14 protein-coding genes are annotated in these 21,005 nt (G+C 71.9%); 10 read left to right on the top strand and 4 right to left on the bottom strand.

Going from position 1 to position 21,005, the window contains the following annotated elements; translation table 11 throughout:
• The first annotated feature begins 55 nt into the window (after nt 1-55).
• From ACF1AG_RS05545 to ACF1AG_RS05505, 9 genes are all read left to right on the top strand, one after another.
• Entirely contained in the window at nt 56-3,781 is a 3,726-nt protein-coding gene (locus tag ACF1AG_RS05545) for a ThuA domain-containing protein (protein ID WP_391809356.1), read from the top strand.
• Nucleotides 3,782-4,321: 540 nt separating this feature from the next.
• A complete protein-coding gene (locus ACF1AG_RS05540; protein ID WP_359602575.1) occupies nt 4,322-5,524 on the top strand; it encodes an inositol-3-phosphate synthase in 1,203 nt (400 codons plus the stop codon).
• Nucleotides 5,525-5,535: 11 nt separating this feature from the next.
• Nucleotides 5,536-6,567: an SCO3242 family prenyltransferase gene (locus tag ACF1AG_RS05535; RefSeq protein WP_391809355.1), complete on the top strand. Its 1,032-nt coding sequence runs from the start codon at nt 5,536-5,538 to the stop codon at nt 6,565-6,567.
• Entirely contained in the window at nt 6,564-7,511 is a 948-nt protein-coding gene (locus ACF1AG_RS05530) for a sugar phosphate isomerase/epimerase family protein (RefSeq protein ID WP_391809354.1), read from the top strand. Before ACF1AG_RS05535 ends, ACF1AG_RS05530 begins: the two co-directional genes overlap by 4 nt.
• Nucleotides 7,508-8,245 (top strand): EboA domain-containing protein, encoded by a 738-nt coding sequence (locus ACF1AG_RS05525; RefSeq protein ID WP_391809353.1) that lies wholly within the window; start codon nt 7,508-7,510, stop codon nt 8,243-8,245. Before ACF1AG_RS05530 ends, ACF1AG_RS05525 begins: the two co-directional genes overlap by 4 nt.
• Nucleotides 8,245-9,135 carry a TatD family hydrolase gene (locus ACF1AG_RS05520; RefSeq protein ID WP_359602583.1) on the top strand — a complete coding sequence of 297 codons (891 nt, stop codon included), beginning with the start codon at nt 8,245-8,247 and terminating at the stop codon, nt 9,133-9,135. The genes ACF1AG_RS05525 and ACF1AG_RS05520 overlap by 1 nt, the downstream gene beginning before the upstream one ends.
• A 3-nt stretch (nt 9,136-9,138) precedes the next feature.
• Complete coding sequence (gene eboE / locus ACF1AG_RS05515) at nt 9,139-10,308, top strand: metabolite traffic protein EboE (protein ID WP_359602584.1); 1,170 nt, start codon at nt 9,139-9,141, stop codon at nt 10,306-10,308.
• Nucleotides 10,305-11,684: an alkaline phosphatase family protein gene (locus tag ACF1AG_RS05510; RefSeq protein WP_391809352.1), complete on the top strand. Its 1,380-nt coding sequence runs from the start codon at nt 10,305-10,307 to the stop codon at nt 11,682-11,684. The genes eboE and ACF1AG_RS05510 overlap by 4 nt, the downstream gene beginning before the upstream one ends.
• Nucleotides 11,685-11,800: 116 nt before the next feature.
• On the top strand, nt 11,801-13,024 hold the full coding sequence (locus ACF1AG_RS05505; RefSeq protein ID WP_359602588.1) for a sugar phosphate isomerase/epimerase family protein: 1,224 nt from the start codon (nt 11,801-11,803) through the stop codon (nt 13,022-13,024).
• 75 nt (nt 13,025-13,099) lie between these two features.
• Here the strand turns inward: ACF1AG_RS05505 and ACF1AG_RS05500 are convergent, their stop codons facing one another.
• From ACF1AG_RS05500 to ACF1AG_RS05485, 4 genes are all read right to left on the bottom strand, one after another.
• Nucleotides 13,100-14,479: an OFA family MFS transporter gene (locus ACF1AG_RS05500; protein WP_391809351.1), complete on the bottom strand. Its 1,380-nt coding sequence runs from the start codon at nt 14,477-14,479 to the stop codon at nt 13,100-13,102.
• Nucleotides 14,480-14,595: 116 nt separating this feature from the next.
• Nucleotides 14,596-16,746 (bottom strand): acetate--CoA ligase family protein, encoded by a 2,151-nt coding sequence (locus ACF1AG_RS05495; protein WP_391809350.1) that lies wholly within the window; start codon nt 16,744-16,746, stop codon nt 14,596-14,598.
• Nucleotides 16,747-16,750: 4 nt separating this feature from the next.
• Complete coding sequence (frc, locus tag ACF1AG_RS05490) at nt 16,751-17,989, bottom strand: formyl-CoA transferase (RefSeq protein WP_387797368.1); 1,239 nt, start codon at nt 17,987-17,989, stop codon at nt 16,751-16,753.
• Nucleotides 17,990-17,994: 5 nt separating this feature from the next.
• On the bottom strand, nt 17,995-19,677 hold the full coding sequence (locus ACF1AG_RS05485; RefSeq protein ID WP_359605463.1) for a thiamine pyrophosphate-binding protein: 1,683 nt from the start codon (nt 19,675-19,677) through the stop codon (nt 17,995-17,997).
• 191 nt (nt 19,678-19,868) lie between these two features.
• Here ACF1AG_RS05485 and sucC point away from each other — a divergent pair, with 191 nt between their 5' ends.
• Nucleotides 19,869-20,999, top strand: coding sequence for an ADP-forming succinate--CoA ligase subunit beta (gene sucC / locus ACF1AG_RS05480; RefSeq protein WP_359605461.1), 1,131 nt, complete (start codon nt 19,869-19,871; stop codon nt 20,997-20,999).
• The last annotated feature ends 6 nt before the right edge of the window (nt 21,000-21,005 follow it).

Genomic DNA, 21,005 nt, shown 5'->3' with positions numbered 1-21,005 from the left:
ACCGCACGATCAGCACCTGTTCCGTACGGCCCCATCCCGTTCCCGGAGGGACTTCGTGCACAGAAGAAGACTGAAATCGACCCGCACCGCCAAGCGTCCCGTCTTCCGTACCACGCTCGCCCTGGTCACCGGCCTGCTGCTGGCCGTGGGCACCCCGGCCACCGTCGCCGGCGCCCACCCCGGTCACCCGGAGCACGACGAACCGGTCGCGGCCGAGGGGCAGTTCCAGCAGGTGCCGCTCGCCAAGGGCGAACCCGAGACGGGCGAGCCCATGTCGCTCGCCGTCCTCCCGGACCGCAGCGTCCTGCACACCTCCCGGGACGGCACCCTGCGCCTCACCGACGCCGGCGGCACCACCAAGGTGGCCGGCCGTCTCGACGTCTACAGCCACGACGAGGAGGGCCTCCAGGGCGTCGGGGTGGACCCCGACTTCGAGAACAACCGGGCCATCTACCTCTACTACGCCCCGCCGCTCGACACGCCCGCCGGGGACGCCCCGGAGACCGGCACCGCCGAGGACTTCGCCAAGTTCGACGGCGTCAACCGGCTCTCCCGGTTCACCCTGAACGCCAACGGCACCCTGGACCTGGCCAGCGAGAAGAAGGTCCTGGACGTCGCCGCCTCCCGCGGCATCTGCTGCCACGTCGGCGGCGACATCGACTTCGACGCCGAGGGCAACCTCTACCTGTCCACCGGCGACGACACCAACCCCTTCGCCTCCGACGGCTACACGCCGATCGACGAGCGCGACAACCGCAACCCCGCCTTCGACGCGCGCCGCAGCTCCGGCAACACCAACGACCTGCGCGGCAAGATCCTGCGGATCAAGGTCGACGAGGACGGCTCGTACGACATCCCGGAGGGCAACCTCTTCCCGCCGGGCACCGAGAAGACCCGTCCCGAGATCTACGCGATGGGCTTCCGCAACCCGTTCCGCATCAGCGTCGACGAGAAGACCGGCATCGTCTACGTCGGCGACTACGGCCCCGACGCCGGAGCCGCCAGCCCCACCCGCGGCCCGGCCGGACAGGTCGAGTTCGCCAAGGTGACGAAGGCCGCCAACTTCGGCTGGCCGTTCTGCACCGGCGACAACGATGCCTACATCGACTACGACTTCGCCACCGGCACGTCGGGTGACGCGTTCGACTGCTCCGCGCCGAAGAACACCTCCCGGCACAACACCGGCCTGGTCGACCTGCCGCCCGCGCAGCCCGCGTGGATCCCCTACGACGGCGGCTCCCTGCCCGAGTTCGGCAGCGGCTCCGAGTCCCCGATGGCAGGCCCGGTCTACCGCTACGACCCGGACCTGGAGTCCTCGGTGAAGTTCCCGGAGGAGTTCGACGGCGACTTCTTCGCCGGCGAGTTCGGGCGCCGCTGGATCAAGCGCATCGAGCAGACCGAGGACGGACCCGGCGGCTCGGTCGCGAAGATCAACGACTTCCCGTGGACCGGCACGCAGATCATGGACATGGACTTCGGCCCCGACGGCGCGCTCTACGTGCTCGACTACGGCCTGTCCTGGTTCCAGGGTGACGAGTTCTCCGGGCTGTACCGCATCGAGAACGCCGAGGACGGCTTCTCCCCGATCGTCGGGGTGAGCGCCGACCGCACGTCCGGCGCGGCCGGCCTGAAGGTCACGTTCACCGCCACCGCGGAGGACGCCGACTCCCCGGACCTCACCTACGCCTGGGACTTCGGCGACGGCACCAAGGGCGAGGGGCTCAACCCCACGCACAAGTACAAGAAGGTCGGCACCTACACGGCGACCTTCACCGCCACCGACCCCGAGGGCAACACCGGCAACGCCAGCGCCCGGATCGTCGTCGGCAACACCGAGCCCAAGGTGCGGATCGACGTCCCGGGCAACGGCAGCCTGGCCGCCTTCGGCGAGCCCGTGCCGTTCAAGGTGACCGTCACCGACCCCGAGGAGCAGATCGACTGCTCCAAGGTCAAGGTCGCCTACAGCCTCGGCCACGACTCCCACGCCCACGAGCTCACCAGCGAGACGGGCTGTGAGGGCACCCTCAACCCGCCGCCCGGCGACGGGGGCCACGACCCCAACGCCAACATCTACGGTGTCGTCGGGGCCAGTTACACCGACGGGGGCGCCAACGGCCAGGAGGCGCTGACGGGTACCGCCCGCACCGTGCTCCAGCCGCTGCACCGCCAGGCCGAGCACTTCACCGCGCAGTCCGGCGTCAACGTCTTCGACAAGACGCAGGCCAACGGCGGCAAGACGGTCGGCGACATCAACGACGGCGACTGGATCTCCTTCAGCCCTTATAAGTTCGACGGGCAGAAGAAGATGACCGTACGGGCCTCCTCCGGCGGCTCCGGCGGCTACATCGAGCTGCGCACCGGCTCCCCCGAGGGCCCGCTGCACGGCTCGGCGTACATTCCGCCGACCGGCGGCTGGGAGACGTTCCAGGACGTCGACGTCCCGCTGCGGGCACTGCCGAAGAAGACCACCGAGATCTACCTGGTCTTCAAGGGCGGTGACGGCGCGCTGTTCGACGTGGACGACTTCGAGTTCTCCACGCAGCCGTTCAAGCAGGGCAAGAAGGTGCTGGTCTTCTCGAAGACCGCCGGCTTCCGGCACGACTCCATCGAGACCGGCGTCGCCGCCCTGAAGGAACTCGGCGCCCCGGCGGGCATCTCGGTCACCGCGACCGAGGAGGCCGGACAGTTCACCACCGCCAACCTCGCCAAGTACGACACGGTCGCCTTCCTGTCCACCACCGGTGACGTGCTCAACGCCGACCAGCAGAAGGCGTTCGAGAACTACGTCAAGAACGGCGGCGGCTACATGGGCATCCACGCCGCCGCCGACACCGAGTACGACTGGGAGTTCTACGGCGGTCTCGTGGGCGCCTACTTCCACTCGCACCCGGCCATCCAGAAGGCCACCGTGCGCGTCGAGGACCACGACCACCCTGCCACCGCGCACCTGGAGGACACCTGGGAGCGCACGGACGAGTGGTACAACTACCGCACCAACCCGCGTGAGCAGGCCAAGGTCCTCGCCACCCTGGACGAGACCACCTACCAGGGCGGCAACATGAAGGGCGACCACCCGATCGCCTGGTGCCAGACCTACGGCGGCGGCCGCTCCTTCTACACGGGCGGCGGCCACACCAAGGAGTCGTACGCCGAAGAGGCCTTCCGCGCCCACCTGCTCGGCGGTATGCAGTACGCCACCGGCCAGGTGAAGGCGGACTGCAAGCCGGACAAGGGCTACCGGAAGATCTTCAACGGCCAGACCCTGGACGGCTGGAAGCAGGCCGGCCCCGGCAAGTTCGTCGTCAAGGACGGCGGGGTCATGGAGTCCGAGGGCGGCATGGGTCTCCTCTGGTACCAGGCCAAGGAGCTGAAGTCGTACTCGCTGAAGCTCGACTGGAGGATGCGCGGTGACGACAACTCCGGCGTCTTCGTGGGCTTCCCGGCCTCCGACGACCCGTGGTCGGCGGTCGACCGGGGGTACGAGGTCCAGATCGACGCGACGGACGCGGTGGACCGCACCACGGGTGCGATCTACACGTTCAAGGCGGCGAACATCACGGCCCGTGACCAGGTACTGCGCCCGCCGGGCCAGTGGAACTCCTACGAGATCAAGGTCCAGGGCGAGCGGCTGCAGGTGTTCCTCAACGGAGTCAAGATCAACGACTTCACCAACAAGGACCCGCAGCGGAGCCTGACCGACGGTTACATCGGCCTGCAGAACCACGGGGCCGACGACAAGGTCTCCTTCCGCAACATCCAGCTGAAGGAACTGCCCTCCTAGGGCACCGAGAACGGCGGCGGGCGGGCGGACGCCGGACCCCCGCCCGCCGCCTCGACCCGGGCCGCCAGGCCCGGAACCACCTCGGGACCGCGGCTTCGGCGCGGTGCGGTGTCCGGTCCTCGGGCCGGTGCCCGCACCAGCCCCCGTGGTGCTGCCACCAGGGCGGGGCGCGGTCACGCGTCCCGGTCCCGCACGACGTACCACCCGGCTCCCGGGGGGCGGGCCACGGCCCGGTTCCCGGGGGGACGGGCACCCGCCCGGCCGCCGGCCGGGCACGTGCCGGGCCGATGCCCGGTGCACCGCAGGGCTCCCGACCGGCAGGGCGACGGGCCGCGGACCGGGTGTTTGACCGGGGCACCGACCCGGTGGCGCATCCGGCTCCCGGGGCCCGTCCGCTGCCGGGCCGGGAACGAGCGACCCCGTCCGGCACCCGATCCGGACACACCACCCCGTCCGGGGTCCGGCGCACCGTCGGTCGAAGGGCCGGCGGTGGGCCGGCGCACCGCCACATTCGGTTCGCGTTCGACAAGGAGGCTGCCCATGTCCGCCGAACCGTCCTCCGTCCCCACCACCTCTTCCCCCTCCGCCCCCCGCTACGGCGTCTGGCTCGTCGGGGCCCGTGGGTCCGTCGCCACTACCGCCGTCGTGGGATGCGCGGCCGTCGCCGCCGGGCTCCATCCGCCCACCGGCATGGTCACCGAGACCCCCGACTTCGCCACGAGCGGCCTGCCCCCGCTGGCCTCGCTCGTCTTCGGCGGGCACGACACCGTCGACTGCCCGCTGCCCAAACGCGCCGAACACCTCGCCGAGGGCGGCGTCCTCCCGCACGGCCTCCCGACCGCCGTGCACGCCGAACTCGTCGCCGCCGACCGCGAGATCAGGCCCGGCGGCCCCACCCCCCGTGACTCGGACACCGGCCCGGCCCGCACCGACGACGACTGGATCGACGTCTTCGCCGCCGACATCCGCGACTTCACCGACCGCCACCACCTCGCCGGTACCGTCGTGGTGAACGTCGCCTCCACCGAGCCCGCCCCCGCGGAGGGCGCGCTCCCGCCCAGTTCCCTCTACGCGGCCGCCGCCCTCCGCGCGGGCTGCGGCTACGTCAACTTCACCCCCTCCACCGGCCTGCACCACCCCGCGCTGGCCGAACTCGCCGCTTCCTCCGGCGTGCCGTACGCGGGCCGGGACGGCAAGACGGGGCAGACCCTGCTGCGGTCGGTGCTGGGGCCGATGTTCCAGCAGCGCGCCCTCGCGGTGCGCGCCTGGTCCGGCACCAACCTCCTCGGCGGCGGCGACGGCGCCGCCCTCGCCGACCCCGCAGCGGCCGCCGCGAAGAACGCAGGCAAGGAACGCGTCCTCGCCGACACCCTTGGCGCCGCGCCCGAGGGTGAGGTGCACATCGACGACGTGCCCGCGCTGGGCGACTGGAAGACGGCCTGGGACCACATCGCCTTCGACGGTTTCCTCGGCTCCCGCATGATCCTCCAGACCATCTGGCAGGGCTGCGACTCCGCCCTCGCCGCGCCCCTCGTCCTCGACCTGGCCCGGCTGCTGCTCCGCGCCGGACAGAAGGGCATCACCGGCCCGCTGGGCGAACTCGGCTTCTACTTCAAGGACCCGGTCGGCGACGGCCCGGCGTCCCTGGGGGAGCAGTACACGGAGCTGAAACGCTTCGCCGCACGTCTGAGTGACACCGCGCGCCCGAGCGACGAGGCGGGGGACAGCGGGGCGCACCGATGACCCACACCGCGATGACCCCCACCACGTCGCCTCCCCTCACCCCCGTGGACCGCGACACCACGTCCGCGCCCCCGACCGCCGACCGCCCGGCCACCCCGGGCCGCGCCGCCGCCTGGGCCGAACTGGTCCGCCTGCCCGCCCTGTTCACCGTCCCCGGCGACACCCTCGCCGGCGTCGCCGCGGCCGGCGCGCGGCCAGGACCCCGCACCCTGATCCCCATCGGCTCCTCCCTGTGCCTGTACGCGGCCGGCATGGTCCTGAACGACTGGGCCGACCGCGCCGAGGACGCCGTGGAACGCCCCCACCGACCTCTTCCGTCCGGACGGATCCGCCCCGCCGCCGCGCTGACGGCCGCCTGCGGACTCACCGGCGCCGGACTGCTGCTCGCCGCCCGCGCCGGCCGCCCCGCCCTCGCGGCAGCCGCCCCCCTGGCAGCGACGGTATGGGCGTACGACCTGGCGCTGAAGCACACGCCCGCGGGCCCGGCCGCCATGGCCGCCGCCCGTGGACTGGACCTGCTGATGGGCGCGGCCTCCGCCGGTTCCGCCCGTGCGGCGGCGCCCTCCGCGGCCCTCCTCGGCTGCCACACCCTCGCCGTCACCGCCGTGTCGCGGCGCGAGACCACCGGCGGCTCGGCGACGGCCCCGCTCGCCGCCCTCGCGGCCACGGGCGCCCTGACCCGGCTGGTCACGCACCGCCGTGTCCGACTCCCGGCAGGCCGACGGGCAGCAGCCGCCCCCGGCCTGCCGGGTCCCGCCCCGGGCGGCGGCGCCCGCAGCACACCCGCAGGCGCAGTCACCGCCGCGCTCGCGGCGGCCTACGCGGTCACGGCCGCCCGGCCGTACTTCCACGCCGCGCTCAACCCCTCACCCCCGCTCACCCAGCGCGCGGTCGGCGGCGGCATCCGCGCCACCGTCCCGCTCCAGGCGGCGCTCGCCGCCCGGTCCGGGGCGACCGCCACGTCCCTGCTGATCGCGGGGCTGGCCCCGGCCGGACGGCTGTTCGCCCGCCGGCGCGCCATGAGGAAGGTGAGCATCACATGACAGCGCACGAGCCCGCCGCGCTGCCGCTGCGCTTCGGCTACGGCACCAACGGCCTCGCCGACCTCCGCCTGGACGACGCCCTCGGCCTGCTGGCCGACCTCGGCTACGACGGCGTGGGACTGACCCTCGACCACATGCACCTCGACCCGCTCGCCCCCGACCTCGCGGCCCGCACCAAGCACGTCGCGCGCCGCCTGGACGAACTGGGGCTCAGCGTCACCGTGGAGACCGGCGCCCGTTACGTGCTCGACCCCCGGCGCAAGCACGGCCCGTCCCTGCTCGACCCCGACCCCGACGACCGGGCGCGCCGCGTCGACCTGCTCGTGCGGGCGGTCCAGGTCGCGGCCGACCTCGGAGCACACGCCGTGCACTGCTTCAGCGGCACCGTCCCCGACCACACCGACGAGGACACCGCCTGGAAACGCCTCACCGAGGCGTTCGGGCCGGTGCTGGACGCCGCGTCCGCCGCCGGGATCCCGCTCGCCGTCGAACCCGAACCCGGTCACCTCCTCGCCACCCTCGCCGACTTCCACCACCTGCGCCGCGCCCTCGGCGACCCCGAGCCGCTCGGCCTGACCCTGGACGTCGGCCACTGCCAGTGCCTGGAACCCCTCGCGCCCGCCGACTGCGTCCGCGAGGCCGGGCCCTGGCTGCGTCATGTGCAGATCGAGGACATGCGCCGCGGTGTCCACGAGCATCTGCCGTTCGGCGACGGGGAGATCGACTTCCCGCCCGTCCTCGCCGCGCTCGCCGCCACCGGATACCGGGGCCTGACCGTCGTCGAACTGCCCCGGCACTCCCACGCAGGACCCCGCTTCGCCGCCCACTCGCTGCCGTACCTGCGCCGCGCCGCCCGGCTCGCCGCCGAGCGCACCACCGGCACGTCCCCCGTCCCCTCTCACGGCGATCCCTCCGCCACCCATGAAGGGAGCAGCACCCCATGAACCGCCCGCACGCAGCACCGGCCGGTCCGGACGCCGACACCACCGGCAGACCGGCCGCCCCCGGCGACGGCACCACCCCCGCCGTCACCCCGCCCGCCGACCTGCGCCGTCATCTCGCGGCACGGCTCGACGGCGCAGCGCGCGCCTGGTTCGACCAGGCAGTGGACGAGGCCACCGCCCACCCCGGCACCCACGGACCGATCTCGGTGTGGGAACTGCGCCTCGCCGAGGCGGGCCGCCGCTGCGGACCCGAACACGCCGACGCCGCCCGCGTCCTCATCCTGCACGCGGCCCGCGCCGACGCGGAGGGCCTGATCCGCGTCTACCACCAGGGCACCGCCGACGAACGCCGCGCCGTCCTGCACGCCCTGCCCCACCTGGTGCCCGGGCCCGAGGCGCTCCCGCTCGTCGAGGACGCCCTGCGCACCAACGACACCCGGCTGGTCGCCGCCGCCCTCGGCCCCTACGGCGCCCGCCACCTCGACGCCCACGCCTGGCGGCACGCCGTTCTGAAGTGCCTGTTCACCGGCGTCGCCGTCGACCTGGTCGCCGACCTCACCCGGCGCGCCCGCGGCGACGCCGAACTCGCCCGCATGCTCGGCGACTACGCCGCCGAACGCACCGCCGCCGGCCGCACCGTCCCGGAGGACCTGCACCGCGTCCTGGCCCTGACCGAAGCCGCCCCGACGCAGGGCGCGGACGGCCCGGACGTTTCCCACGGCAAGGAGTCCTGATGCGCATCTTCGACCCCCACATCCACATGACGTCGCGCACCACCGACGACTACGAGGCCATGTACGCCGCGGGCGTCCGCGCCGTCGTCGAACCCTCCTTCTGGCTCGGCCAGCCCCGCACCTCCCCGGCCTCCTTCTTCGACTACTTCGACTCCCTCCTCGGCTGGGAACCCTTCCGCGCCGCCCAGTACGGCATCGCCCACCACTGCACCCTCGCCCTCAACCCCAAGGAGGCGGGCGACCCGCGCTGCACCCCCGTCCTCGACGCGCTGCCCCGCTACCTGGTCAAGGACAACGTCGTCGCCGTCGGCGAGATCGGCTACGACTCCATGACCCCCGCCGAGGACGACGCGATCGCCGCCCAGCTCCAGATGGCCGCCGACCACGGGCTGCCCGCGCTGGTCCACACCCCGCACCGCGACAAGCTCGCCGGACTGCACCGCACCCTCGACGTGGTCCGCGAGTCCGCGCTGCCGGTGGAGCGGGTGCTGATCGACCACCTCAACGAGACCACCGTCAAGGAGGCCAAGGACAGCGGCGCCTGGCTCGGCTTCTCCGTCTACCCCGACACCAAGATGGACGAGGAACGGATGGTCGCCCTCCTGCGCGCCTACGGCCCCGAGAAGGTGCTGGTCAACTCCGCCGCCGACTGGGGCAAGAGCGACCCGCTGAAGACCCGCAAGGTCGCCGACCTGATGCTCGCCGAAGGGTTCACCGAGGACGACGTCGACCGCGTGCTCTGGCGCAACCCGGTCGCGTTCTACGGCCTCAGCGGACGCCTGAACCTCGACGTCACCGCCCCCGAGGCCACCCACGAGGGCAACTCCATCCTGCGCGGGCAGCCCAGAGACGCACCGGCACCGGACACCGCCGACGCCACGGGGGCGTGAGCCATGCGCTTCCGCCACCCCGACGGGTCCACCGTCCACCTCGCCTACTGCACCAACGTCCACCCGGCCGAGACCCTCGACGGCGTCCTCGCCCAGCTCCGCGACCACTGCGAACCCGTCCGCCGCCGCCTCGGCCGGGACCGGCTCGGCATCGGACTGTGGCTGGCCAAGGACGCCGCACGCGCCCTGGTCACCGACCCCGCCGCGCTGCGCGGACTGCGCTGCGAACTGGAGCGGCGCGGCCTGGAGGTCGTCACCCTCAACGGCTTCCCCTACGAGGGCTTCGGCGCCGAGGAGGTCAAGTACCGCGTCTACAAACCGGACTGGGCCGACCCCGAACGCCTGGAACACACCGCCGCCCTCGCCCGCCTGCTCGCCGGACTGCTCCCCGAGGACGTCACCGAGGGCAGCATCTCCACCCTGCCGCTCGCCTGGCGCACCGCCTACGACGACGAGCGCGCCGAGACCGCCCGTACGGCCCTGCGCACCCTCGCCGAGCGCCTCGACGCCCTGGAGGAGCTCACCGGCCGCTCCATCCGCGTCGCCCTCGAACCAGAGCCGGGCTGCGTCGTCGAGACCACCCAGGACGCCATCGCCCCGCTCACCGCGGTCGGACACGACCGCATCGGCATCTGCGTCGACACCTGCCACCTCGCCACCTCCTTCGAAGAACCCGACACCGCCCTGGACGACCTCGCCCGGGCCGGCGTCCCCGTCGTCAAGTCCCAGCTGTCCGCCGCCCTGCACGCCGAACAGCCGCACCTCCCCGAGGTCCGCGAAGCCCTGGCGGCCTTCGCCGAACCCCGCTTCCTGCACCAGACCCGCACCGCCACGGCCGCCGGGCTGCGTGGCACCGACGACCTCGGCGAGGCACTCGCCGGCGACGCCCTGCCCGACGCGGGCCCCTGGCGCTCCCACTTCCACGTGCCCCTGCACGCGGCCCCCGCCGAGCCCCTCACCTCCACGCTCCCCGTCCTCACCTCCGTGCTGAACCGGCTCGTCGGCGGTCCGCACCCGCTCACCCGCCACCTCGAGGTGGAGACCTACACCTGGCAGGCGCTCCCGCCCGAACTGCGCCCCCGCGGCCGCGCCCAGCTCGCCGACGGCATCGCCGCCGAACTCACCCTGGCCCGCGACCTGCTGACGGACCTCGGCCTGAAGGAACTCCCATGACCGACCCCACCCCGCTGCTCGTCCTGGACGTCGTGGGCCTCACCCCCCGTCTGCTCGACCACATGCCCCACCTCAAGACCCTCGGGCAGTCCGGCTCCCGGGCCCCGCTCGGCACCGTCCTGCCCGCCGTCACCTGCGCCGCCCAGTCCACGTTCCTCACCGGCGCCATGCCCTCCGAGCACGGCATCGTCGGCAACGGCTGGTACTTCCGGGAACTCGGCGACGTGCTGCTGTGGCGGCAGCACAACGGCCTCGTCTCCGGCGGCAAGCTCTGGGACGCCGCCCGCCGCGCCCACCCCGGCTACACCGTCGCCAACATCTGCTGGTGGTACGCCATGGGCGCGGACACCGACATCATCGTCACCCCCCGCCCCGTCTACTACGCCGACGGCCGCAAGGAACCCGACTGCTACACCCGGCCGCCCGCCCTGCACGACGAACTCACCGAGAAGCTCGGCACCTTCCCCCTGTTCCACTTCTGGGGACCCGGCGCCGACCTGGTGTCGAGCCGGTGGATCATCGACGCCACCCGCCACATCATGCACACCCGGCGTCCCGACCTGACCCTCTGCTACCTCCCTCACCTCGACTACGACCTGCAGCGCTTCGGCCCCGACGACCCGCGCTCCCTGAAGGCCGCCGCCGACCTCGACGCGGCCCTCGCCCCGCTCCTGGACGACGCCCGCGCCGAGGGACGCACCGTCGTCGCCCTGTCCGAGTACGGCATCACCCCGGTGAGCCGGCCGGTGGACATCAACCGCGCCCTGCGCCGCGCGGGGCTGCTGGAGGTCCACACCCAGGACGGGATGGAGTACCTCGACCCGATGGCCTCCCGCGCCTTCGCCGTGGCCGACCACCAGATCGCCCACGTCTACGTGCGCCGCCCCGAGGACCTCGACGCCACCCGCGAGGCACTCGACGGGCTGCCCGGCATCGAGCAGCTCCTCGACGACGAGGGCAAGAAGGCCCAGCACCTCGACCATCCGCGCGCCGGCGAACTGGTCGCCGTCGCCGAACCCGACGCCTGGTTCACGTACTACTACTGGCTCGACGACGACCGCGCGCCCGACTTCGCGCAGCTCGTCGAGATCCACCGCAAACCCGGCTACGACCCGGTCGAGCTGTTCATGGACCCCCACGACCCCTACGTCAAGGTCAAGGCGGCCGGCGCGCTGGCGCGCAAGAAGCTCGGCATGCGCTACCGCATGGCGGTCGTGCCCCTCGACGCGTCACCTGTTCGCGGCAGCCACGGCCGCCTCCCCGCGAGCGACGACGACGGTCCGCTCCTCATCTGCTCCACCCCTCGCGCTGTCGGCGACCGCGTCGCGGCCACCGACGTCAAGCAACTCCTGCTCCGGCTCGCCGGACTCGGCTGACACCGCACGGCACCACCGTCCGCCGAACTCCGACTGCCGAGAGTGAAACACACGGCACTGACAACGGCCGGTCCCGCAGCCGCCGGGACCGGCCACGACCGAGAAGGCAGGCACCCGTGACCTCGTACTCCGACCCCTCCCTCCCCGCCGGCGCCGACGCCGCACCGCTCACCGACACCCCGGACGAGGCGCTGCGCCGCAGCCTCGGCGTGGCCCGGCGCCGCTTCCTGAGCACCTGCACCGCCGTGGCGGCCGGCGCCGTCGCCGCCCCCGTCCTCGGCGCCGGCCCGGCCCTGGCCCACGGCAGAGACCACGGCCACGGACACGGGCATGGCCACGACCACGACCACGGCCGTGGCCAGGTGCTCGTCCCGCCGCACAAGCGCGGCATCATCCTGTACACCGTCCGTGACGCCACCGCCCGCGACCCGCTCGCGAGCGACCTGCCCTCGGGATTCCGCGAGGTGTTCAAGCAGCTCGCCCGGCACGGCTACCGCCAGGTCGAGTTCGCCGGTTACAACCAGCACGCGAACGCCCCCGGCGGCGCGAGCCTGGAGTCGGTCGAGGGCGCCCGGCTGCTGCGCTCCTGGCTCGACGAGTACGGGCTGCGCGCCCAGGGCAACCACGGCTTCATCCCCTCGTCCTGGCCGCTCGCCGCCGAGGACAAGGACACCTTCAAGAAGCACCTGGAGATCGCCAACATCCTCGGCATGGACCACATGGGCACCGGCGGCGACCCCACCGGCAGCTCCTACCGCGCCGACTGGGACGTGGCCGCCGACAAGTGGAACGCCCTCGGCGAGATCGCCCGCCGCGAGGGCATCAAGCTCTACACCCACAACCACGACAGCGCGTACGGCTTCCTGCTCGACCGGGGGCCCCTGGACGACCAGGGCCGGCCGACCCGCAGCTCCGGCGTCCGGAAGCTGGAGTACTTCCTGAAGGTCACCGACCCCAAGCTGGTGTGGCTGGAGATGGACATCTTCTGGGCGCACGTCGCCCAGTACAAGTTCCACACCTACACCGCGCCCGACGGCTCCACCCGCAGGAACGTCTTCGACCCGGCGGGCCTGGTCACCCGGTACAACAAGCGCTACCCGCTGTTCCACGCCAAGGACGGCGTCGTCGACACCACCAACGGCATGGGCTGGGACATGGTGCCGTTCGGCACCGGCGACATCGACTACACGACGTTCTTCTCCCGCGTCGGGCTGAGCAACTACCGCAACCCGATGGTGGAGGACGACAACTCCCCGAGCGCCACCGACCCCGCGCAGTCGCTGCGCGAGGCCAAGATCAGCTACGACAACATGGCGGCCCTGCGCCGGCGCCGCCGCTGACCGCGTGACGACGGACCGGGCGGCCCTTCCCCCTCGGGAAGGGCCGCCCGGTCCGTGCCGTGCCGGAGCCGCTCGTCAACCCTCGCCGAGCGGCCGGGGGTTGGGCGTCACCTTCTTGCTCTTCGGACGTCCCGGCGGGGTCAGGAACAGCGCGACGAACCCGGCGAACAACGAGATGCCGCCCGCGAGACCGAAGGCGCCGTTGTAGCCCCACGCCGCCACGACCATGGACCCCATGCCCGCGCCCAGCCCGGAGACCAGCTTGGAGCTGTACACCATGCCGTAGTTGGTGGCGTTGTTGTTCTCCCCGAAGTAGTCCGCCGTCAGCGCCGCGAACATCGGGAAGATGGCGCCGCCGCCGAAGCCGGAGATGGCGGAGAAGATCAGGAACAGCGGCAGGTTCTTGATCTCCGCGGACCAGATGATGCCGAACTGGGCCAGGCCCAGGATCACGCACACGTACAGCAGACACTGCTTGCGGCCGTACAGGTCGGAGAGCCAGCCGATCACGCCGCGGCCGGTGCCGTTGACGATCGCCTTCAGCGACATCGCGGTGGCCACGATGCCGGCCGCGAACCCCGCGTCCTCACCGATGTCGACCTGGAACGCGATGCCGAAGATGTTCACGCCCGAGGTGCAGGCGAGACAGAACCACATGAGCGCCACCCGGCCGGTCCGCCACGCCTCCAGCGGCGAGTACTGCTTCACGGCGGGCGGGTTCTTCTCGAGCGAACGCCGGGCGCGCGGGTCGTCCGGCGGGTTCAGCGGGTCGACCGAGTCGGGCCACCAGTTCTTCGGCGGGTCCCGGAAGTAGAAGCCGGCCACCGCCACCACACCGGCGAGGAACACACCGGAGGCGACCAGCACCCAGCGGAAGTTGGAGCCGTCCATGTAGCCGTGGAAGATGAAGACGAACGGCACCGAACCGTAGGCGAAACCGCCGTTGACGAAGCCGGTCTTGCCGCCCTTGCGCTCCGGGTACCACTTGCCGACCATGTTGACGCAGGTCGCGTACACCATGCCGGCGCCCATGCCGCTGAACACGCCGAACCCGATGAAGGCCAGGGCGACATGCGGCGCGAACGCCAGCGAGAGGTAGCCGAGCAGCGTGCCGACCGAGCCGAGCATCATCGCCCACCGCGCGGGCAGCTTGCCGTTCTCCCGCAGCCGCCCCGCCGGGAAGGCCACCGCCGCCTGGCAGAACACCCAGGCGGTCATCATCCAGTAGATGCTGCCGCTCGACCAGCTGTGGGCCTCGTGAAGCGTGTCCTCCGCCGACGCGAACGCGTACTCGGCGGAGGAGATGCCCATCATGCCGACCCAGGGCAGGACCACCATCCACTTGCGTTTGCGGCCCATGATGTCGATGTCGGTCTCACCGACGCGGTAGACCCGCCCGTTCCTGTCGGTCACCTCCCGGTAGGGGACGACCCGTGTGACATCCGTGGTTGTCATGGAAAATGCACCCCTTGCGTCGAAAGAACTGGCCAGCGCCCCCTGTCCCGTGCCTTTCGTGCGCGCCCGGGTCCCGGGGCCGGCCGGCGCGCACCCGCCGGCCGGCCCCCGCCCCGTCAGCTCATGAGCCGCCCCCCCATCAGCCCGGCGGCCCGCGCCCAGCGGTACTTGGCGCCGAGCACGGCCACCGGCCGCTCGGTCGTGTACGGGTAGGCCACGACCCCGTGCTCGAAGAGGTACTGGCAGGCCTCCTCGACCTCCACGTCCCCGGCGAGGGAGGCCACCACGGGCTTGGAGACGCCCCGCTCGCGGAACTCCGCCACCACCCGCGCGGTGAGCTCGGCGAACACCATGGGCGGTGTGACGATCGTGTGCCAGTAGCCCAGCACCAGGGCGTGGATGCGCGGGTCCTCGAGACCCAGCCGGATCGTCGCCTCGTACGTCGACGGCGGCTCGCCCCCGGTGATGTCCACCGGGTTCCCGGCCGCACCGAACGGCGGGATGAACTCCCGGAACGCGGCGTCCAGATCCGGCGGGATCTCCATCAGCGACAGCCCGTTGTCCGTGACCGCGTCCGACAGCAGCACCCCGCTGCCGCCCGCCCCGGTGATGATCACGACGTTGTCGCCCCGCGGCGCGGGCAGCACGGGCAGCGCCCGCGCGTACTCCAGCATGTCGTTCAGCCCCGGCGCCCGGATCACGCCGGCCTGCCGCAGGATGTCGTCGTACACGGCGTCGTCGCCCGCGAGCGCCCCCGTGTGCGAACCGGCCGCCTTGGCGCCCGCCGCCGTGCGGCCCGCCTTGAGCACCACCACCGGCTTCTTCGGCACGGTCGCCCGCGCGGCCTCGACGAACGCGCGCCCGTCCTTGAGGTCCTCCAGGTGCATCGCGATGCACTCGGTGTGCGGGTCCTCCCCGAACCAGGTCAGCAGGTCGTCCTCGTCCAGGTCCGACTTGTTGCCGAGGCCCACGATCGCCGAGACGCCCGTCCCGGTGGTCCGTGCGAAGCCCAGGATCGCCATGCCGATGCCGCCCGACTGGCTGGTCAGCGCCACCCCGCCCTTGACGTCGTACGGCGTGCAGAACGTGGCGCACAGGTCCTGCCAGGTGGAGTAGTAGCCGTAGATGTTCGGCCCGAGCAGCCGGATGCCCAGCCGCTCGGCGATCTCCACGATCTCGTCCTGCAGCGCCTGCTCACCTGTCTCGGCGAACCCGGACGGGATGAGGACGGCGTTGGGGATCCGCTTGCGCCCCACCTCCTCCAGCGCCGCCGCCACGAACCGGGCGGGTATCGCGAAGACCGCCACATCCACCTCGCCGGGAACGTCCGTGACACTCTTGTACGCCTTGCGGCCCAAGATGTCATCGGCCTTGGGGTTCACCGGGTGGATCTCCCCGGCGAAACCTCCGTCGACGAGGTTGCGCATCACCGAGTTGCCGATCTTGCCGGACTCGTTGGACGCGCCGATCACCGCCACCGACCGCGGCTGCATCAGCCGCCGCATGGAGGTGAGGATCTCCTCCCGCGAGTACCGGCGCCGCTCCTTCGGCGCCTGCGTGGAGAGGATCACCCGGATGTCCGCGGCGACCGCGCCCTCCGGTGTCGCGATCACCGGGTTGAGGTCCACCTCGGCGATCTCCGGGAAGTCCGTGACCAGTGCGGACACCCGCCGGATCTGCTCGGCGACCGCCCACCGGTCCACGCCCTCCTGACCGCGCACCCCGGTGAGGATCTCCGCCGACCGGATGGAGTCCAGCATGGACAGCGCCTCGTCGGCGTCCACCGGCGCCAGCCGGAACGTGACGTCCTTCAGCACCTCGACGAGCACCCCGCCGAGCCCGAACGCCACCACCTTCCCGAACGTCGGGTCGGTGACCGCGCCGACGATGACCTCCTGCCCCTGCGGCAGCAACTCCTGCACCTGCACGCCCTCGACACGTGCCCGAGGGTCGTACGCCCGCGCGTTCTCCACGATCCGGCAGAACGCCGCCCGCACGTCCGCCGCGCCCTCCACGCCGACGACCACTCCGCCGGCGTCGGTCTTGTGCAGGATGTCCGGAGACACGATCTTCATCACCACGGGCCCGCCGAACCGGGCCGCCGCGGCCACCGCCTCGTCGACGTCCCGCGCCAGCTCCTCGCCGGGCACCGCGATGCCGTACGCGTCGGCGATCACCTTGCCCTCGGGCGCGGTCAGCGCGGTCCGCCCCTCGGCGCGCACCGCGTCCAGCAGCGCCCGTACCTTCACCGTGCGGTCCTCGGCCATCACGTCAGATCACCCCGTTCGACTTGAGCAGGCGCACTTCCTCGTCGCCGAGGCCGAGTTCACCGACGTAGACCTCTTCGTTGTGCTCGCCGAGCAGCGGGGAGGCGACCACGTCCACGGGGGAGTCGGACAGCTTCAGCGGGCTGCCCACGGTGACGAACTCGCCCCGTTCGGGATGCGGGACCGTCACCACCATCTCGTTGGCGACCAGCGAGCCGTCCTCGATGATCTCCTTGGTCGACAGGATCGGCCCGCACGGGATGTTGTGCGCGTTGAGCCGCTCCAGCACCTCCCACTTGGGCAGCGTCGAGGACCATTCCTCGATCAGCTGGAACATCTTGTTCAGCTTCGGCAGCCGGGCCTCCGGCGTCGCCCACTCGGGGTCGTCGGCCAGCTCCGGCCGGCCGATCAGCTCGCTGATCGGCTTCCAGCCGACGGGCTGCACGATGACGTACACGTAGTCGTTCGGGCCGCCCGGCGCGCACTTCACCGCCCAGCCGGGCTGACCGCCGCCGGAGGCGTTGCCGGAGCGGGGGACCTCGTCGCCGAAGTCCTCGTTCGGGTACTCGGCGAGCGGGCCGTGCGCCAGGCGCTGCTGGTCGCGCAGCTTCACCCGGCACAGGTTGAGCACCGCGTGCTGCATGGCCACGTTCACCCGCTGTCCGCGCCCGGTGCGCTCCCGCTGGAACAGCGCGGCGAGAATGCCGGCCACCGCGTGCACGCCGGTGCCCGAGTCGCCGATCTGCGCGCCGGTCGCGAGCGGCGGCCCGTCCTCGAAGCCCGTGGTCGACATCGAACCGCCCATCGCCTGCGCGACCACCTCGTACGCCTTGAAGTTGGTGTACGGGCCGTCGCCGAAGCCCTTGATGGAGGCGTAGACGATCCGCGGGTTGATCTCCTTGATGCGGTTCCAGGTGAAACCCATCCGGTCGATGGCGCCCGGACCGAAGTTCTCGACCATGACGTCCGAACGCCGGATCAGCTCGGTGAGGATCTCCTTGCCGCGCTCGGTCTTGGTGTTCAGGGTGATGCTCCGCTTGTTGCAGTTGAGCATCGTGAAGTAGAGGGAGTCGACGTCCGGCAGGTCGCGCAGCTGCCTGCGCGTGATGTCACCCGTGGGCGCCTCCAGCTTGACGACGTCGGCGCCGAGCCAGGCCAGCAGCTGGGTCGCGGACGGCCCGGACTGGACGTGGGTCATGTCGAGGACGCGGATGCCCTCAAGTGCCTTGGGGGTCATGGGCATGCACCTCACTTGTACATGGTCTGGTTCATCGTTCCGGGGGCGTACGCGTCCGGGTCCACCCAGACGTTGATCAGCGACGGCTTGCCCGACTCGCGGGCGCGGCGCAGCGCGGGCCCGATGTCGGCGGGGTCGCGGACCTCCTCGCCGTATCCGCCGAGCATCCGCGCGAACTCGTCGTAGCGGACGTCCCCGAGGGTGTTGCCGACCCGCTCGCGGTCCTTGCCGTACTTGGCGGCCTGGCCGTAACGGATCTGGTTCATCGAGGAGTTGTTGCCGACGATGCCGACGAACGGCAGGTCGTAGCGGACCAGCGTCTCGAAGTCCCAGCCGGTCAGGGAGAACGCGCCGTCGCCGAACAGCGCGACGACCTCCTTGTCGGGCCGGGCCTGCTTGGCGGCGAGCACGAACGGCACGCCGACGCCGAGCGTCCCGAGTGGCCCCGGATCCATCCAGTGACCGGGCGACTTGGGCTGCACGACCTGCCCGGAGAAGGTCACGATGTCACCGCCGTCGCCGATGTAGATCGAGTCCTCGGTGAGGAAGTCGTTGATCTCGCTCACCAGCCGGTACGGGTGGATCGGCGAAGCGTCCGACCGCAGCTGCGGCAGCCGCTTGTCGAGCGCGGTGCGCTCGGCCGCGCGCAGCTCGTCCAGCCACTCCTTCCGCTTCGACGCACCGCCGTTGACCCGCCCGGAGGCCGCCTCGGTCACCGCCTTCAGCACCAGCCCCGCGTCCCCGACGATGCCGAGGTCGATGTCGCGGTTCTTGCCGACCGTGCGGTAGTCGAGGTCGATCTGCACGACCGTCGCCGCGGGGGAGAGGCGCTTGCCGTAGCCCATCCGGAAGTCGAAGGGCGTGCCGACGATGACGATGACGTCGGCGTTGGAGAACGCGTACCGGCGCGACAGCTGGAAGTGGTGCGGGTCCCCGGGCGACAGGGTGCCGCGCCCCGCCCCGTTCATGTACGCGGGGACGTTGAGGGTGCGGACCAGTTCGACGGCGGCCTCGGTGCCTCGGGTCGTCCACACCTGGCTGCCGAGCAGGATCGCCGGCTTCTCGGCGTGCACCAGCAGATCGGCGAGCTTCTCGACCGCCTTCGGGTCGCCGGGCGAGCGGGTGGAGGCCCGGTAGGCGCCCTCCCGGGGCACCCGCGCCTTGTCGGCGGGCACCTTGGCGTCCAGCACGTCGCGCGGTATCTCCAGGAAGGAGGGCCCGGGCGCGCCGTGGTAGCACTCGCGGAAGGCCATCGACACCATGTCCGCGGCGCGGGCCGTGTCCGGCACGGTCGCCGCGAACTTGGTGATGGGGTTCATCATGTCGACGTGCGGCAGGTCCTGCAGCGACCCCATCTTGTGCTGGGTCAGGGCCCCTTGGCCGCCGATCAGCAGCATCGGCGACTCCGCGCGGAAGGCGTTGGCGACCCCGGTGACCGCGTCGGTGGTGCCCGGTCCCGCCGTGACCACCGCGCAGCCGGGCTTCCCGGTGATGCGCGCGTAGCCGTCGGCGGCGTGCGCGGCGACCTGCTCGTGCCGTACGTCGACGACCTCGATGCCCTCGTCGACGCAGCCGTCGTAGATGTCGATGATGTGGCCGCCGCACAGTGTGTAGATGCGGTCGACGCCCTCGGCCTTGAGGGCCTTGGCGACGAGATGACCGCCGGAGATGACGTCCTGGGTGTCGTCGGGCATGGCGAAGTCCTTGTCCCTTTCCTAGGGGGTGGGGAACGCTCTCGCGGTACATTGCATACAGTCGACGAATACTGTATGAACCTTGTTATCCCGCATCCGATGGGTGGTGTCCAGGGGGTGCGCGGCACTTTTCGGTCGCCGGTTCCCGGCCCTCCGCGGACCCTCCGGCGACGTCACAGACAGGAGCCGAGATGGACCTGTACGAACACCAGGCAAGGGAACTCTTCGCAGACCACGGCATCGTGGTGCCGCGGGCCGAGGTCACCGGCTCGCCCAAACAGGCCCGCGAGATCGCCCGCGGGCTCGGCGGCCGCGTGGTCGTCAAGGCCCAGGTCAAGACCGGCGGACGCGGCAAGGCGGGCGGCGTCAAGCTCGCCGCCGACCCGGCCGCCGCCGAAATCACCGCACGCCAGATCCTCGGCATGGACATCAAGGGCCACACGGTCGAGACGGTGATGCTGGCCCAACCCGTCGACGTGGAGAGCGAGTTCTACGTCTCCTACGTCCTCGACCGCGCCGCCGGCGGCTTCCTCGCCATCGCCTCCGCCGAAGGGGGCATGGACATCGAGGAGGTCGCCGCGACCCGCCCCGAGGCCGTCGCACGCGTCCCCGTCGACCCCGCCGAGGGCGTCACCCCGGCCGTCGCCGCCCGCATCGCCGACGCGGCGGGCCTGCCCGCCCGCACCGTCGACGTCCTGGTCCGCCTATGGGAGGTCCTGGTCCGCGAGGACGCCCTCCTGGTCGAGGTCAACCCGCTGGTGAGCACCCGCGACGGACAGATCATGGCGCTCGACGGCAAGGTCACCCTCGACGACAACGCCCGCTTCCGCCAGGCGCGCTGGGGCGACGAGGCCGACACGGGTCATGACCCGCTGGAGGCCGCCGCGGCCGCCAAGGGCCTCAACTACGTCAAGCTCGACGGCGAGGTCGGCATCATCGGCAACGGCGCCGGGCTCGTCATGTCCACCCTGGACGTGGTCGCCGGCTGCGGCGCCCGCCCCGCCAACTTCCTCGACATCGGCGGCGGAGCCTCCGCCCAGGTCATGGCCGACGGTCTCTCCGTCGTCCTCTCCGACCCGGCGGTGAAGTCCGTCTTCGTCAACGTCTTCGGCGGCATCACCGCCTGCGACGCGGTCGCCGACGGCATCGTCCGAGCCCTCGACACCGTACGGCTCACCAAGCCGCTCGTCGTGCGCCTCGACGGCAACAACGCCGAGCGCGGACGCGCCCTCCTCGACGAGCGCGCCCACCCGCTCGTCGAACAGGTCACCACCATGGACGGCGCCGCGAGCCGGGCCGCCCACCTCGCCACCACACCCTGAGGAGAC

Origin of the sequence: Streptomyces sp. NPDC014764 (genome assembly GCF_043082785.1) — a bacterium.
Lineage (GTDB): Bacteria > Actinomycetota > Actinomycetes > Streptomycetales > Streptomycetaceae > Streptomyces > Streptomyces althioticus.
Note: the sequence above shows the minus strand (reverse complement) of the source record. Positions and strands in the feature narration are given on the sequence as shown.

What these genes read in the sequence shown, in the direction of transcription:
- ACF1AG_RS05540 (WP_359602575.1), top strand. Translation starts at nt 4,322, where the DNA reads ATGTCCGCCGAACCGTCCTCCGTCCCCACCACCTCTTCCCCCTCCGCC.
- ACF1AG_RS05535 (WP_391809355.1), top strand. Translation starts at nt 5,536, where the DNA reads ATGACCCCCACCACGTCGCCTCCCCTCACCCCCGTGGACCGCGACACC.
- ACF1AG_RS05530 (WP_391809354.1), top strand. Translation starts at nt 6,564, where the DNA reads ATGACAGCGCACGAGCCCGCCGCGCTGCCGCTGCGCTTCGGCTACGGC.
- ACF1AG_RS05525 (WP_391809353.1), top strand. Translation starts at nt 7,508, where the DNA reads ATGAACCGCCCGCACGCAGCACCGGCCGGTCCGGACGCCGACACCACC.
- ACF1AG_RS05520 (WP_359602583.1), top strand. Translation starts at nt 8,245, where the DNA reads ATGCGCATCTTCGACCCCCACATCCACATGACGTCGCGCACCACCGAC.
- eboE (WP_359602584.1), top strand. Translation starts at nt 9,139, where the DNA reads ATGCGCTTCCGCCACCCCGACGGGTCCACCGTCCACCTCGCCTACTGC.
- ACF1AG_RS05510 (WP_391809352.1), top strand. Translation starts at nt 10,305, where the DNA reads ATGACCGACCCCACCCCGCTGCTCGTCCTGGACGTCGTGGGCCTCACC.
- ACF1AG_RS05500 (WP_391809351.1), bottom strand. Translation starts at nt 14,479, where the DNA reads ATGACAACCACGGATGTCACACGGGTCGTCCCCTACCGGGAGGTGACC.
- ACF1AG_RS05495 (WP_391809350.1), bottom strand. Translation starts at nt 16,746, where the DNA reads ATGGCCGAGGACCGCACGGTGAAGGTACGGGCGCTGCTGGACGCGGTG.
- frc (WP_387797368.1), bottom strand. Translation starts at nt 17,989, where the DNA reads ATGCCCATGACCCCCAAGGCACTTGAGGGCATCCGCGTCCTCGACATG.
- ACF1AG_RS05485 (WP_359605463.1), bottom strand. Translation starts at nt 19,677, where the DNA reads ATGCCCGACGACACCCAGGACGTCATCTCCGGCGGTCATCTCGTCGCC.
- sucC (WP_359605461.1), top strand. Translation starts at nt 19,869, where the DNA reads ATGGACCTGTACGAACACCAGGCAAGGGAACTCTTCGCAGACCACGGC.